Below are 13482 nucleotides of genomic sequence, written 5' to 3'. Positions count from 1 at the left end.
AGTTGCCCCTAGTTGCCCCGCGAGCGACCGTGTCTGTACGCCAACACGCCGTGAATTGCGTACATTTGCGGTCGCTCGCGGGGCGAGGTGATCAGTTCTTGGCGATCAGGCCGTCCACGATCCGATTGAAATCAGCGGTGCCGAACGAGACGTACTCGGCGAGGTTGGCGTAGTCTAGCGACGCCATCACCTGCTGCTCCAGCTGGATGTTCATCAACCGCTTGGTGGCCTCGACCGCCTGCTTGGGCAGATCGATCAGCTTCTTCGCGCACGCGATCGCTTCGGCCAGCGGATCCTCGACCACGTGATTGGCCAGCCCGAGCTCCAGGGCCCGCTGGGCCTTGATCCGCACGCCGGTGAGCGCAAACTCCTTGGCCTGCAACAGGCTGATCTGCGAGCCCCACACCAGCGGACCGCCGTCGGCGGCCACCAGTCCGATCTGTACGTGCGGATCGGCGAAGTGTGCGGTCTCGGCCATGTAGACGATGTCGGACAGCGCGGCCAGGCTGCAGCCCAGCCCGACGGCCGGGCCGTTCACCGCGGCGACGACCGGGATGCGGCAGCGCACCATACCGATGACGAGGTCGCGTCCGTGCTTGATCGTCTTCTGGCGCAAGGCTTCATCACGCCGCAACTCGTCGAGGTAGTTGAAGTCGCCGCCCGCAGAGAACGCGCGGCCGGCACCGGTGATCACCGCGGCACGCGCGTCGGCGTCCTCGTTGAGCGCCTCCCACAACCGAGCGAGGCCGACGTGCAAGTTGTCGTTGACCGCATTGAGCGCATCGGGGCGGTTCAGCGTGATGATCCGCAGCGCGCCGTCGGCCTGCACATCGATTTCGTCTGGCATTCCGTACATGTATCTAGACTCCCAGCCCGAGGATTCGTGACGCGATGATGTTCTTCTGGATCTGCGATGTGCCACCCATGACGCTCTGTGCGCGGCTGTAGAGATACGCACTCAGAAGTTCGGGATCGCTGGTGCCGGTGACCGCCAGCGCGGCATGCCCGACGGACTGCTCGACCCAGGTCATGAGCAGCTTGTCCAACGAGCCCTCCGGGCCGTGCTTGAGCCCGTCGAGTTGTTCGGACAGCCGCCGGCGCACATGCAGCCGCAGCATCTCGGCCTGCACACCCGCCCAGGCGAGGTCTTCGGGAACTTTCCCCTCGACCCGAGATGCCATCTCGCGCACCAGCTTTCCGTAGCGCGCCGAATAGCCGAGGGTCGACGGTTCACGCTCGTGGCTGACCACCGTCATGGCAAGGCGCCAGCCGTCGCCCGGCTCGCCCACCATGTTCGAGGCCGGCACCACCGCACCGTCGAACGCCACCTGACCGAACTCCGTGGTGACACCGTTGATCATCTGCAACGGCCGCTGCTCGATGCCGTCCTGGTGCATCGACACGATGAATGCCGAAATGCCCTTGTGCCTGGCCACAGTCTTGTCGGTGCGGGCCAGCACCAGGCACCAGTCGGCGACATCGGAGTAGCTGGTCCAGATCTTGTGCCCGTTGATGATGTAGTTGTCGCCGTCGCGCGTCGCCGTCGTGGTCAGCGAGGCGAGGTCCGAACCGGCGCCGGGCTCCGAAAAGCCCTGGCACCAACGCTCGGTGCCGTTGATCATCCCCGGCAGGAACCGCTGCTGCAGCTCCTTGCTGCCGTGATGCCCCAGGCCGACCACCAGGTAGCCGAGGCTGGGCCGCGGCGGCGCACCGGCGCGGGCCAGTTCCTCGTCGACGATGACGTCGTATACCGGCGGCAGGTCCTGGCCGCCGAACTCCTCGGGCCAGGAGGTACCGAAAAACCCTGCGGCATAGAGGGCCTGATGCCACTCCCCCATCCGGGCCCAGTAATCGTCGCCGGAGGCCTTGAAGGACGCGGCGTTGTCGGCCAGCCAGGTCCTCAGGCGGTCCCGGAAGGCGGCTTCCTCAGGTGAATCACGAAAGTCCAAGATCAGTGACCTCCAAGTCCTCTAGCTTGACGGGCCACAGCTCGGTGGCCACCAGAACCCGGCGCAGATACACATGCGCCAGGCATTCCCAGGTGTTTCCGATTCCGCCGTGCACCTGGATCGCGGTCTCGCAGACGGTGCGCGCGGCCCGCGCGCAGTAGACCTTGGCGATCTTTCCGGCCCGGACGGCCTCCTCGGCAGGCAGCTCGTCGACGGCCCATGCCGCGTGCCGCAGCACGCTGATCGACCCCTCGATCAGGGCGAGCCCCTCGGCCAGCAGGTGTGCGACAGCCTGGTACGACCCGATCGTCGAGCCGTACTGCTCACGGACTTTCGCGTAGTCGACGGCCAGCGCGTGCACGCCGCGGGCGGCACCGACCAGGTCGGCGCTGGTGGCGGTCAGCGCGAGCGCCTGCCAGCGCAGGGCATCCTCGCCCGACAGCTCACCGAGCTCGGCGGGCGACTCGACCGCGCCTACCGTGCTGCGGGTCAGATCCACACCGGTAGTGGCGGCTTCGTCGGCGCCGACCTTCACCTCCCGATCGAGCCGACGGGCGAGATCATCGGCGAGCACCGGCCCGAGGAAGGGCACGTCGACCAGACCGCGTCCGAACTCCTCGGCGATGATCGCCACTTCCACACCGGACGCACCGTCGGAACGCAGCGTGCGCCACTCGGTTGCGGCGACCGTGCTCTCCAGCCGGGCGATCCGGCCCTCATCCGACAGCTCTCCGACCGCATCCGGTCCGAGATCGTCGGCCAGTTTCGCTGCGGCCTCTCGCAGCTGCTGCTGTTCAGACGTCAGACGAACGTCCATGCCGCTCCTTCAGCACTCGTCGCAATACCTTTCCGGAAGGTAACCGGGGTATCTCGGTTACGAACTCCACGCGGCTGGGCCGCTTGTACGAGGCCAGCCGCTCACCGACGAGGTCGATGAGCTCCTCTGCTGACACCGCAGAATGTGTCGTCACGGCGGCCACGACGGCCTCGCCGTCGGCCGCGTCGGTCACACCGAACACCGCACAGTCGGTCACCGCAGGATGGCCGTGCAGCACCGCCTCGACCTCGGCCGGCGCCACCTGGAAGCCGCGGACCTTGACCATCTCCTTGGAGCGGTCCGTGATGCGCAGGTATCCGTCGTCGTCGAGGTAGCCGATGTCGCCGGTGCGGTACCAGCCGTCGCAGAATGCGCCCGTGGTGGCGTCCTTCGGCAGGTATCCGGCCATCACCGAGTCCGACCGGACCTGGATCTCACCGTCCTCGCCGATACGGACGGCGACCCCGCGCACCGGAGTGCCCACGGTGTCGATGTGGGTGGCATCCAGCGGATTACACGCGATCACGGGGAGCTCGGTGGTGCCATAGGCGGTCAGCCACCGGATCCCGGTGCGTTCGGTGACGGCGTCGGCGACACTGCGGGTGACCGGGGTGGCGCACCACATCACGTAGCGCAGCGACGACAGATCGTAACGGCCGAGATCGGGGTGCGCGGCCAGCGCCAAAGCAATTGGCGCCACAGCCATTTCGATTGTGATGCGATCGGATTCGATGTGACGCAACATCGTGTCGACATCGAACCGGCGGTGCAGGCGCATCCAGGCGCCGGTGTCGAGCACCATGGCGATGTTCAGCAACCCCAGGATGTGCGACGGCGGCGTCATGATCTGCATGCGGTCGGCGCTGGTGAACCCCAGCGCGTCACGCCAGTGGTCGATGGCTGCGGCGAACCCGCGATGGGTGTGGCGCACCGCCTTGGGCAGGCCGGTGGTTCCCGAGCTGAAGACGAACAGCGCGTCGCGGTCCGGGTCGGGCGCATCGAACCGCCGCAGACCCGGGGTGATGGGCTCGTCGAGATGCAACATCGGCATCTGTGCGGCCAGCACCTCGTGATCGCCCACCGCATGGCTGGGCGCGGTCAGCGCCAGGACGTGGGCGACCTCGGCGGCCTTCCAGGCCGGGCTGATCAGCACGGCCACCGCACCCAGGCCCCAGATCGCGCGCAAGGCGACGACGAACTCGGGACGGTTGGACGACATCATGGCGACGCGATCACCCGGCCTGACGCCCCGGTGCTCCAACTCCGTGGCCATCCCGCTGGTCAGCGCATCGAGTTCGGCCAGGGTGTACTCGCGGTCATCGAAGGCGAGCACGACGGGGGTGCGCACGCGAGGTGCAGTTGTGATCCCAGTCAAGATTCACAACCCCTTTCCCCAGGCTCCGCTGGGCGTCGAGCACACCGAGAAGATACTATCAGTTAGCGAGAATGGTATTCTCTTCATATCAGAACGTACTTGCACAGGGGAGTCACATGACGGCAGATCCGACGGTCGGTAGCGAAGCGGACGGGAAGGTCACGATCGTCTTCGATCGTGAGCAGTTGTCCGTACCCCGCCGACAGGGCGAAACACTGCTGGAGAGCGCACGCCGCGCCGGGATGACGCCCCCGTTCTCCTGCGAGGCAGGCAACTGCGGCACCTGCATGGCCAAGCTCCTCGAGGGGACCGCCACCATGCGCGTCAACGACGCGCTCGATGACGACGAGGTGGCCGAGGGCTACGTACTGACCTGCCAGGCGATCCCTGACTGCGATTCAGTGACGGTCTCCTACGACGAAGACTGAGCATTCGATGACGGCGCCGCCGAGCCCTCCAGGGGTGCGGCGGCGTACTCATCGAATGCGGGCGCCGGCCGGTAGTCCGGCGCATACCCGGCGACGTGCACGGGGCTACCCACCAAGCGGAAATCGCCGGCGCTGACGAGCATCTCGGGCGTCGCGTCCAGCGCCTGCGGCAGGGTACGCACCGCGGCAGCCGGAATCCCCAGTGGCTTGAGCCGTGACTCCCAGCCCGCGGCGGTATCGGTCGCCAGCGCGGCAGTCACCACGTCCAGGACCTCGTCTCGCCGAGCCGCCCGCTCGGCCATGGTCTCGAAACCGTCGACCCCGGCCTCACCGGCAAACGACTTCCAGAACCCGTCGTGGGTGATGAACAACGCCAGATAGCCATCGGCCGTCGGGAACAGTTGCGCGGGGACATAATACGAATGCGCCCCGAACGGATGGCGGCGCGGTTCGGCACCGTCGTTGAGATAGGCCGAGGCACGGTAGTTCAGCTGCGAGAGCATGACATCACGCAACGAGACATCCACCTGGCCGCCGTTGCCGGAGACGATCATCGCCAACAGGCCCAGTGCCGCGGTCAGCCCGGTCGAGTTGTCCGCCGACGAGTAGCCCGGCAGGGTTGGCGGGCCGTCGGGATCACCGGTCATGGCGGCCACCCCGGTGGCAGCCTGGATCACGTAGTCGAAGGCCGGGTCGTCTCCCCCGTCCAACCCGAATCCCGTCATCGCGACACAGACGATCTTGGGATTGAAGCGTCGCAGGTTCTCATAGGTGAGGCCCAGCCTGCGGATCACCGAAGGCTTCATGTTCACCAGCAGCGCGTGCGAATCAGCCGCCAGTTCAGCGAGTTTCGCCTGACCGGCCTCGGAGGCGAGGTCGATGCAGATGCTGCGCTTACCCCGGTTGAGGCTCGCGAAATAGCTGTCGCTGACCTGACGGGAGATCTCCCCGCCGGGTGGTTCGACCTTGATCACCTCAGCGCCCAGGTCGGCCAGCATCATGGTGGCGTACGGGCCGGCCAGCATGACGCCGACCTCGATGATGCGGATGCCCGCAAGCGGACCGCCTGTGGTCACCGCACGGCCTTGGCGAGTTCGGCGATCACCTCACGCGTGCGGTACTTCGACGCGATCAGCTCGTCGCGGTTGTCACCGATAGGCAGCAGCCGCACCGACAGGTCCGTGACACCCGCATCGGCGAACTGCTTGAACCGCTTCAGGATTGATTCCTCGTCACCCGCGGCGAGCAGATCACCGACGTTACGGGCCTCGCCGCGGTCCAGCAGGCGCTGGTAGTTGGGCGAGGTCTCGGCCTCGGCGAGGACGCGGTTGGCGCGGTCCTTGGCTTCCTCGATCTCGGAGTTGGCGCACAGCGTCACCGGGATGCCTGCGACGATGCGCGGCGCGGGCTTACCGGCTTCGGCGGCGGCCTTGTTGATCTTCGGGGCGATGTGCTCGCCGATCGCCTTCTCGTCGGCCATCCACAGCGACGTGCCGTCGGCGTGCTCACCGGCGATCTGCAACATCACCGGGCCCAGCGCGGACACCAGCACCGGCATCGGGGTGTCGGCGCCCAGCACCGTCGGGTTGTGCACGGTGAAGGAATCGTTCTCCACGTCAACGTCTCCCGGCCCGGAGATGGCAGCGTTGAGCACCTGCAGGTAGTCCCGGGTGTAGGCGGCCGGCTTGTCATAGGGCAGGCCCAGCATGTCGCGGACGATCCAGTGGTGTGACGGCCCGACACCCAGGACCAGACGGCCACCCGAGATGGCGTGCACCGACAGCGCCTGCCGCGCCAGCGCGATCGGGTGTTGCGCCTGCAGCGGCACCACCGCGGTGCCGAGTTCGATGCGCGACGTGTTCGACGCCATCAGCGCCACCATGGTGAGCAGGTCGAAGTCGTTGGGCACCTGGGGCATCCACGCACTGTCCAGTCCGGCCGCCTCGGCCCACTGGATGTCGGAGACCAACTTGGAGACCTTGCGGGCCATGTCGCCGCGCTCGGCCCCGATCATCACGCCCAGCCTCATGACTCCGAAACCTTTTCTGTCAGCGCACGAACATCGGTCACCAGGGTGTCGAGCGACGTCCCCGTCGGGAATACCGCTGCCGCACCGGCATCCAGCAGTTTCTGGACATCGGACTGCGGGATGGTGCCGCCGACGACGACGGCGATGTCACCGGCATCGGCTGCCCGCAACGCCTCGACGGTGCGGGTGGTCAGCGCGACGTGCGCACCCGAGAGGATCGAAAGACCCACCAGTGCAACGTCTTCCTGCAGCGCGATCGACACGATGTCCTCGATGCGCTGCCGGATACCGGTGTAGATGACCTCGAATCCGGCGTCACGCAGCGTCCGCGCGACGATCTTGGCGCCGCGGTCGTGGCCGTCGAGCCCGGGCTTGGCAACCAATACACGAGTAGCCATGCTCAGAACACCACCGGCTGCTGGAACTCGCCCCACACCGACTTCAAGGTCGACACCATCTCTCCCACTGTGCAATACGCATTGGCGCAATCGATCAACCGGTGCATCAGGTTGTCTGCCCCCGGTCCACTGCCTTCGGCACCTCTGGCCAGGGCGGCCAGAGTCTCTTTGACCGCGACGTCATCGCGCTCGGCCTTGACCTTGGACAGCCGCTTGAGCTGCAGGTCGCGACCTTCCGCATCGAGCTCGTAGGTGTCGATGTCGGGCGCCGGCTCGTCGGTGACGAACTTGTTGACCCCGACCACCGGGCGTGCCCCCGACTCGACCTCCTGGTGGATCTTGAACGCCTCGTCGGCGATCAGGCCCTGCAGGTAGCCGTCCTCGATGCAGCGGACCATGCCGCCGTGCTTCTCCAGGTCGTCCATGATCTCGATGATCTTGGCCTCGGTGGCGTCGGTGAGCGCCTCGACGAAATACGAACCGCCGAGCGGGTCGGCGACTTTGGTGACACCGGTTTCGTAGGCCAGGATCTGCTGGGTCCGCAGGGCCAGCGTCGCCGATTCCTCACTGGGCAGGGCGAACGGTTCGTCCCACGCCGCGGTGAACATCGACTGCACACCGCCCAGCACCGCAGCCAGCGACTCGTAGGCCACCCGCACCAGGTTGTTCTGCGCCTGCGGCGCGTAGAGCGACGCCCCGCCCGCCACACAGCCGAACCGGAACATCGAGGCCTTGTCGGTGGTCGCACCGTAGCGCTCCCGCACGATCGTGGCCCAACGGCGCCGGCCGGCACGATATTTGGCGATCTCCTCGAAGAAGTCACCGTGGGTGTAGAAGAAGAACGAGATCTGCGGGGCGAACTTGTCGATCGTCATGCGGCCGCGCTCGACCACCGTGTCGCAGTAGGTGACGCCGTCGGCGAGCGTGAACGACATCTCCTGCACCGCGTTGGCGCCCGCGTCGCGGAAGTGCGCACCCGCCACCGAGATCGCGTTGAACCGCGGCACCTCGGCGGCACAGAACTCGATGGTGTCGGCGATCAGCCGCAGCGACGGCTCGGGCGGCCAGATCCAGGTCCCGCGCGACGCGTATTCCTTGAGGATGTCGTTCTGGATGGTTCCGGTCAGCTTCTCGCGCGGCACGCCCTTCTTCTCTGCGGCGGCGACGTAGAAAGCCAGCAGGATGGCCGCGGTGCCGTTGATGGTGAAGCTGGTGCTGATCTTGTCCAGCGGGATGCCGTCGAACAGGACCTCGGCGTCGGCCAGGGTGTCCACCGCGACGCCGACACGACCCACTTCCTCGCCGTACTCTTCGTCATCGGAGTCGTAGCCGCACTGGGTGGGTAGGTCCAGCGCCACCGACAGACCCGTCCCACCCTGATCGAGCAGGTAGCGGTATCGGCGGTTGGATTCCTCGGCGGTGCCGAAACCCGAGTACTGCCGGAACGTCCAGGTCTTCCCGCGATAGCCGGACGCGAAGTTGCCGCGCGTGAAGGGATAGGTCCCGGGGGCAGGCGGCTCGACCGCACGGTCGCTCGGTCCGTAGACGGGCGCCAGCGGGATCCCTGAAGGAGTCTCTACCGGAGGCACAACTTGCTCGCTCATCAGTGGATAACGTACTTGCTAAAAATGAGAATGCCAATACCGCCGGGTGGAAATGTAGGGCCTGTACTGGCCGGGAGCCCTCCGACCTGCACTCCGAGGACCGTCGGCGACGCAGGCGAACGGGTGTGGTGGACGCCGATTCTCCGGGTGCCGGGGCTGACGATTACGACACTTGCTAAAAATGAGAATGCCAATACCATTTGGGTACGGTTGATACACGGCGCGTAGCGGATTGCTGCGCTCGACGAGGAGGACCATGTCCAGCCAGCAAGAGTCATTCACCGATCGCACGCTGGTCGTATCCGGCGGCAGCCGCGGTATCGGGCTGGCGATTGCGCTCGGCGCCGCTCGCCGCGGGGCGAATGTGGTGCTGCTGGCCAAGACCGCTGAACCCCATCCCAAGCTTCCGGGCACCGTGCACACCGCCGTCGCGGAGGTAGAGGCCGCCGGCGGCAAGGGCGTCGCGGTCGTGGGCGACGTGCGCAAGGAAGAGGACGTGGCCCGCGCGATCGAGACCGCGGTCGAGCACTTCGGCGGCGTCGACATCGTGATCAACAACGCGAGCGCCATCTCCACCGACCCCACCGAGGCGCTGTCGGCCAAGAAGTTCGACCTGATGATGGACATCAACATCCGCGGCACGTTCCTGCTCACCAAGGCCGCGCTGCCGCACCTGCGCAAGTCGACCAACGGTCAGGTGCTGACGCTGGCCCCGCCGATGAACATGAATCCCTACTGGCTGGGCGCGCACCCCTCCTACACCCTGTCCAAGTACGGCATGACGTTGCTGTCGCTGGGCTGGGCCGCTGAATATGCGGATGCGGGAATCGGTTTCAGCTGCCTGTGGCCCGAGACCTACATCGTCACCTCTGCTGTGACGAACCTGGCAGACGGGCAGAACCTGGCGCAGTCGTCCCGCAACCCCGAGATCATGGCGGACGCGGCCGTCGAGATCCTGTCGCGCCCCGCTGCCGAGGTGAACGGACAGACCTTCGTCGACTCGGAGGTGCTCACCGCATCCGGTGTCACTGACCTCTCCCGCTACGGCGGCGGGGATAATCCGATCATCGACATCTTCATCGACGCACCGGGACAGGGCCTATGAGCATCTCGCTACTGCTGGAGATGGCGGTCTCGGGTGGAGGAGACCGCACCGCAGTGGTGTCCGACGATCTCCGCCTGACCACCGAGGAGCTCAGCACCCTGGCCGACGGCGGCGCCGGTGTCATCGCGGCCTCGGGGGCCGCCCACGTGGCCTATGTCGGCACCGGCGGCGCGATGCTGCCGTTGCTGCTGTTCGCCTCCGCCCGTGCCGCCGTGCCGTTCACCCCGCTGAACTACCGACTCAGCAAGGACGGCCTGCACGAACTGATCGAGCGACTGCCCGCACCACTGGTGGTCGCAGACGCCGAATACGCCGATGTCGTCGCCGGGGCGGGCAAGCAGGTCATCACCTCGGAGGAGTTCCTGGCCGCGGCGCGCACCGCCGAACCCGCAGCCGAGTTCGCCGACCCCGACGCGGTCGCGGTCGTGCTGTTCACCTCGGGCACCACCTCACGCCCCAAGGCCGTCGAGCTCACCCACAACAACCTCACCAGCTACATCACCGGGACAGTCGAATTCGCCTCGGCGGCAGAGGAAGACGCCGCCCTGATCTGCGTCCCGCCGTATCACATCGCCGGGGTCAGCGCGGCCATGTCGAACCTGTACGCCGGCCGGAAGATGGTCTACCTGCGACACTTCGACGCCGGTAAGTGGGTCGAGCTGGTCCGCACCGAGGGCGTCACGTCGGCCACCGTGGTGCCGACCATGCTCGATCGCATCGTCACCGCCCTCGACGCGGCCGGCCTTCAACTGCCCACCCTGCGCAACCTCGCCTACGGCGGCTCGAAGGTGGCGCTCCCGCTGGTCCGCAAGGCACTGCAGCTGCTGCCGAACGTCGGCTTCGTCAACGCCTACGGATTGACCGAAACCAGTTCCACCATCGCGGTTCTGGGCCCCGACGATCACCGCGAGGCGCTGGCCGCAGAGGACCCGGCCGCCGCTCGGCGGCTCGGTTCGGTGGGCCAGGTGGTGCCCGGGGTCGAGGTCCAGATCCGCGCCGAGGACGGCACCGTGCTGGGCGCCGGCGAGACCGGAGAACTCTTCGTGCGCGGTGAGCAGGTGTCCGGCCGCTACACCGACATCGGGTCGGTGCTCGACGCCGAAGGCTGGTTCCCCACCAAGGATGTCGCCATGCTCGACGGAGGCGGCTACCTGTTCATCGGCGGGCGGTCCGACGACACCATCATCCGAGGCGGGGAGAACATCGCCCCGGCCGAGATCGAGGACGTGCTCGTCGAACACCCCGAGGTCCGCGACGTCGCCGTCGTCGGCCCGGAGGACCCGCAATGGGGACAGATCATCGTGGCCGTCGTGGTACCCGTCGAGGGCACCTCACCCGACCCGGACGCGCTGCGCGATCATGTGCGCAAGCAGCTGCGTGGTTCACGCACCCCCGACCGGGTGGTGTTCCGTGATGAACTACCCACCAACCCGACCGGTAAGGTCCTGCGCCGCCAACTCGTCGACGAACTCGCACCAGCCTCTAAGGAGTCAGCATGATCAAGAACGGAACGCGCCTGCAGAGCCAGGTGTGCGACACCCAGGTCATCGTGGTGCGCAGCGCCGACAGCCTCGACGACCTCCGCGCGGGCGGCGTCGCCATGATTGCACTCGACGCCGAAAGGGACTCGGGCGCAGCGATCGACGCGGCGTTCTCCGACGGCAACCTGATGGGCAAGCGCTACGTCGACGAGGGCGGGGCCGAGGTGCTGGTCACCAAGGCCGGCGCCGGCACGCTGTCGGTCGGGACCACCGCGCTGAGCCTCAAGGAAGCCAAGCCGCTCCCGGCCAGCGACTAGGTCGGTATCGGGGCTAGGACTGCATCAGACTCGAGGCGACGGCCGCCGCCTCGGCCGCACCGGCCGGCAGTGGGGTCGCCGCGGCGGTGCGTAGACCGTCCAGCAGCAAGGCAATCTGGCGGCGGGCGACCGCAGCGGCATCCGGGCCACCATGGTCGGCCAGGCAGGCATTGAGCCAAAGCGCTGTGAACAGGTCGTCGACGGTGACGTCAGCGCGCAGCGAGCCGTCGGCCTGAGCGTCGGCGATCAACCGTGAGCCGAGTTCCAGACTGGCCTGGCAGATCTGCTCGATCGCCGGCGAGGCGTATCGCGAGGTGCACATGGCATCGCTGAAGGCATGATCGCCGGCCTGCAGATCACACAATCCAAAAATGAAGGTGGCGAAGCGATCCCACGCTGAGCCGGCGGACAACGCGCGTTCGGACAGGTCCTCCAGTGTCTGCGCGAGCAGGGCAGACAACGCTGCGTCGATCAGGTCCTCGCGTGTCCCGAGTCGGTTGTAGAGCGTCCCGATGCTGACCCCGGCCCGCGCCGCGATCGCTTCCAACGGAGCGCCGAGCCCGCGCTCCTGAAACTCGGCCTGCGCGGCTTCGAGCAGTTTCTCGCGATTGCGGCGCGCATCCGCGCGCAACGCGCGTTGTGCAGGCATCGCACCTCCAGAACTAACTTGACACGCACCCTCAATATAGCGCTAGGCTGGGCCGCATAACTTGAGCACGTTCCTCAACTTGGAGAAATCGTGAAGCTGCCCTGGTACATCAAGCCCGGCAACAAGGCGATCATCGCCCTGTCCCGGCTCGGACTCCGCTTCGGCGCAAAGGGTCCCGTGATCCTCACGGTCACCGGACGTAAATCCGGGCAACCCCGCGCCACACCGGTCACACCGATGTTCGTCGACGGCAAGCAATACGTCGCGGCGGCACCGGAGGCCGCGTGGATCGCAAACGTGCGGGCCGACCAGACCGCGACGTTGAGCCGGGGGCGTCGAGTCGAGCAGGTACGGGTGGTCGAACTTTCCGACGAGGACGCCAGGCCACTACTTCGCCTGCTGCCCAGCCTGATTCCCGGCTGGGTCGGCTTCCTTCGCCAGGGCGGACTGGTGGTCGAGGGCGGCCCCGAGGAGTTCGAGGCGCTACTGGGGCGGATGCCGATCTTCCGGATGGATCCCGCGTAGGTGCGCCATGCCTCACGCGTGACGGCTGGTCACTCCCCCATCCACGACGAGTTGCGTACCGGTGATGAACGACGCCTTCGGTGACATCAGGAACGCCACGGCGGCCCCGATCTCGTCAGGCTGCCCCAGCCGGCCCAGCGGCGCGGCCTGTTCGAAGCTCGCACGGATCTCCTCGACGTCCAACGCGATCTGGAGCATCGGGGTGTGGATGAAGCCCGGACACACGGCATTGACGCGAATTCCCAACGGGCCCAACTGTGCAGCCATCGACCGCGTCATACCGAGCAAGCCTGCCTTGGAGGCGCAGTAAGCCGGGATGAACGGGTTGGCGGCCAGGCCTTCGATGCTGGAGATGCCGACGACTGCGGGCGATCCGCCATCTTTCGCGGATCTCTCCAGGTGCGGTAGCAGCAACTGCATCAACAGCGCCTGCGCACGCAGATTCACGTCGAGCACCGCGTCCCACGACTCCTCGGTGAAGGCGCCCACCGGTTCGGGGAGCACGCGGCCCGCGGCATGCACCAGGCCGTCGATGCCGTCGAGCGCCTGCGCCGTCTCCTCGACGGCTGCCGTGAGCGCAGCGGTGTCACACACGTCGATCACCGTCGATGGCATGCCCAATCCTTCGGCCACCTCGCGGACCTCGGGCGCTATGTCCCACAACGCGACCCGACGACCATCTGCGATCAGCGCCTCCGCGCTGGCCCGGCCGATCCCCGACGCTGCACCTGTCACCACGACACCTGTCATGCCGGACACCGTAGTGGCTCGGCGGGTGTCCGGATCGAGGATTCCCGTCAGGCGG

The 13482-nt window shown here is 66.9% G+C and carries 15 protein-coding genes; 5 read left to right on the top strand and 10 right to left on the bottom strand.

Features of this window, described 5'->3' with window-relative positions:
- Positions 1-91: 91 nt before the first annotated feature.
- From TX88_RS27210 to TX88_RS27195, 4 genes are read right to left on the bottom strand one after another with little or no spacing between them, the layout of a single operon-like run.
- Positions 92-856, bottom strand: a complete 765-nt coding sequence (locus tag TX88_RS27210; RefSeq protein ID WP_044522200.1) for an enoyl-CoA hydratase/isomerase family protein — start codon at positions 854-856, stop codon at positions 92-94.
- Positions 857-860: 4 nt separating this feature from the next.
- Positions 861-1949, bottom strand: coding sequence for an acyl-CoA dehydrogenase family protein (locus TX88_RS27205; protein WP_044522199.1), 1089 nt, complete (start codon positions 1947-1949; stop codon positions 861-863).
- On the bottom strand, positions 1936-2766 hold the full coding sequence (locus TX88_RS27200) for an acyl-CoA dehydrogenase family protein (RefSeq protein ID WP_044522198.1): 831 nt from the start codon (positions 2764-2766) through the stop codon (positions 1936-1938). Before TX88_RS27200 ends, TX88_RS27205 begins: the two co-directional genes overlap by 14 nt.
- A complete protein-coding gene (locus TX88_RS27195) occupies positions 2744-4114 on the bottom strand; it encodes a class I adenylate-forming enzyme family protein (protein ID WP_044522196.1) in 1371 nt (456 codons plus the stop codon). The genes TX88_RS27200 and TX88_RS27195 overlap by 23 nt, the downstream gene beginning before the upstream one ends.
- Positions 4115-4257: 143 nt before the next feature.
- On the opposite strand from TX88_RS27195, the gene TX88_RS27190 reads away from it, so the two are divergent.
- Positions 4258-4569, top strand: coding sequence for a 2Fe-2S iron-sulfur cluster-binding protein (locus TX88_RS27190; protein WP_044522194.1), 312 nt, complete (start codon positions 4258-4260; stop codon positions 4567-4569).
- Here TX88_RS27190 and TX88_RS27185 read toward each other — a convergent pair.
- The 4 genes from TX88_RS27185 to TX88_RS27170 are packed head-to-tail and all read right to left on the bottom strand — an operon-like array spanning position 4554 to position 8600.
- Complete coding sequence (locus tag TX88_RS27185) at positions 4554-5645, bottom strand: CaiB/BaiF CoA transferase family protein (protein ID WP_044522192.1); 1092 nt, start codon at positions 5643-5645, stop codon at positions 4554-4556. The genes TX88_RS27190 and TX88_RS27185 overlap by 16 nt on opposite strands.
- Positions 5642-6598, bottom strand: coding sequence for an LLM class F420-dependent oxidoreductase (locus TX88_RS27180; protein WP_044522190.1), 957 nt, complete (start codon positions 6596-6598; stop codon positions 5642-5644). The genes TX88_RS27185 and TX88_RS27180 overlap by 4 nt, the downstream gene beginning before the upstream one ends.
- Positions 6595-6996: a cobalamin B12-binding domain-containing protein gene (locus TX88_RS27175; protein ID WP_044522188.1), complete on the bottom strand. Its 402-nt coding sequence runs from the start codon at positions 6994-6996 to the stop codon at positions 6595-6597. Before TX88_RS27175 ends, TX88_RS27180 begins: the two co-directional genes overlap by 4 nt.
- Before the next feature lie 2 nt (positions 6997-6998).
- Complete coding sequence (locus tag TX88_RS27170) at positions 6999-8600, bottom strand: methylmalonyl-CoA mutase family protein (protein ID WP_044522186.1); 1602 nt, start codon at positions 8598-8600, stop codon at positions 6999-7001.
- 256 nt (positions 8601-8856) lie between these two features.
- Here TX88_RS27170 and TX88_RS27165 point away from each other — a divergent pair, with 256 nt between their 5' ends.
- Genes TX88_RS27165 through TX88_RS27155 form a run of 3 tightly spaced genes read left to right on the top strand, consistent with a single transcriptional unit; the run spans position 8857 to position 11503 of the window.
- The gene (locus tag TX88_RS27165) at positions 8857-9705 is read left to right on the top strand and encodes an SDR family oxidoreductase (protein WP_044522185.1); all 849 of its coding nucleotides are present in this window, start codon (positions 8857-8859) and stop codon (positions 9703-9705) included.
- Positions 9702-11204 (top strand): class I adenylate-forming enzyme family protein, encoded by a 1503-nt coding sequence (locus TX88_RS27160; protein ID WP_044522183.1) that lies wholly within the window; start codon positions 9702-9704, stop codon positions 11202-11204. Before TX88_RS27165 ends, TX88_RS27160 begins: the two co-directional genes overlap by 4 nt.
- A complete protein-coding gene (locus TX88_RS27155) occupies positions 11201-11503 on the top strand; it encodes a hypothetical protein (RefSeq protein ID WP_044522182.1) in 303 nt (100 codons plus the stop codon). The genes TX88_RS27160 and TX88_RS27155 overlap by 4 nt, the downstream gene beginning before the upstream one ends.
- A 13-nt stretch (positions 11504-11516) precedes the next feature.
- Here the strand turns inward: TX88_RS27155 and TX88_RS27150 are convergent, their stop codons facing one another.
- A complete protein-coding gene (locus TX88_RS27150) occupies positions 11517-12152 on the bottom strand; it encodes a TetR/AcrR family transcriptional regulator (RefSeq protein ID WP_044522181.1) in 636 nt (211 codons plus the stop codon).
- Between the two features lie 90 nt (positions 12153-12242).
- Here TX88_RS27150 and TX88_RS27145 point away from each other — a divergent pair, with 90 nt between their 5' ends.
- A complete protein-coding gene (locus TX88_RS27145; protein ID WP_244438685.1) occupies positions 12243-12677 on the top strand; it encodes a nitroreductase family deazaflavin-dependent oxidoreductase in 435 nt (144 codons plus the stop codon).
- A gap of 12 nt (positions 12678-12689) precedes the next feature.
- Here TX88_RS27145 and TX88_RS27140 read toward each other — a convergent pair whose 3' ends face one another.
- Complete coding sequence (locus tag TX88_RS27140) at positions 12690-13427, bottom strand: SDR family NAD(P)-dependent oxidoreductase (RefSeq protein ID WP_044522178.1); 738 nt, start codon at positions 13425-13427, stop codon at positions 12690-12692.
- Between the last annotated feature and the right edge of the window lie 55 nt (positions 13428-13482).

It is taken from the genome of Mycolicibacterium septicum DSM 44393 (assembly GCF_000455325.1).
Lineage (GTDB): Bacteria > Actinomycetota > Actinomycetes > Mycobacteriales > Mycobacteriaceae > Mycobacterium > Mycobacterium septicum.
This window is presented reverse-complemented; position numbering and strand designations above follow the sequence as displayed.

Coding starts and splice junctions, on each gene's coding strand:
- TX88_RS27175 (WP_044522188.1), bottom strand. CDS start 6,996: ATGGCTACTCGTGTATTGGTTGCCAAGCCCGGGCTCGACGGCCACGAC.
- TX88_RS27210 (WP_044522200.1), bottom strand. CDS start 856: ATGTACGGAATGCCAGACGAAATCGATGTGCAGGCCGACGGCGCGCTG.
- TX88_RS27155 (WP_044522182.1), top strand. CDS start 11,201: ATGATCAAGAACGGAACGCGCCTGCAGAGCCAGGTGTGCGACACCCAG.
- TX88_RS27165 (WP_044522185.1), top strand. CDS start 8,857: ATGTCCAGCCAGCAAGAGTCATTCACCGATCGCACGCTGGTCGTATCC.
- TX88_RS27200 (WP_044522198.1), bottom strand. CDS start 2,766: ATGGACGTTCGTCTGACGTCTGAACAGCAGCAGCTGCGAGAGGCCGCA.
- TX88_RS27170 (WP_044522186.1), bottom strand. CDS start 8,600: ATGAGCGAGCAAGTTGTGCCTCCGGTAGAGACTCCTTCAGGGATCCCG.
- TX88_RS27180 (WP_044522190.1), bottom strand. CDS start 6,598: ATGAGGCTGGGCGTGATGATCGGGGCCGAGCGCGGCGACATGGCCCGC.
- TX88_RS27150 (WP_044522181.1), bottom strand. CDS start 12,152: ATGCCTGCACAACGCGCGTTGCGCGCGGATGCGCGCCGCAATCGCGAG.
- TX88_RS27140 (WP_044522178.1), bottom strand. CDS start 13,427: ATGACAGGTGTCGTGGTGACAGGTGCAGCGTCGGGGATCGGCCGGGCC.
- TX88_RS27190 (WP_044522194.1), top strand. CDS start 4,258: ATGACGGCAGATCCGACGGTCGGTAGCGAAGCGGACGGGAAGGTCACG.
- TX88_RS27160 (WP_044522183.1), top strand. CDS start 9,702: ATGAGCATCTCGCTACTGCTGGAGATGGCGGTCTCGGGTGGAGGAGAC.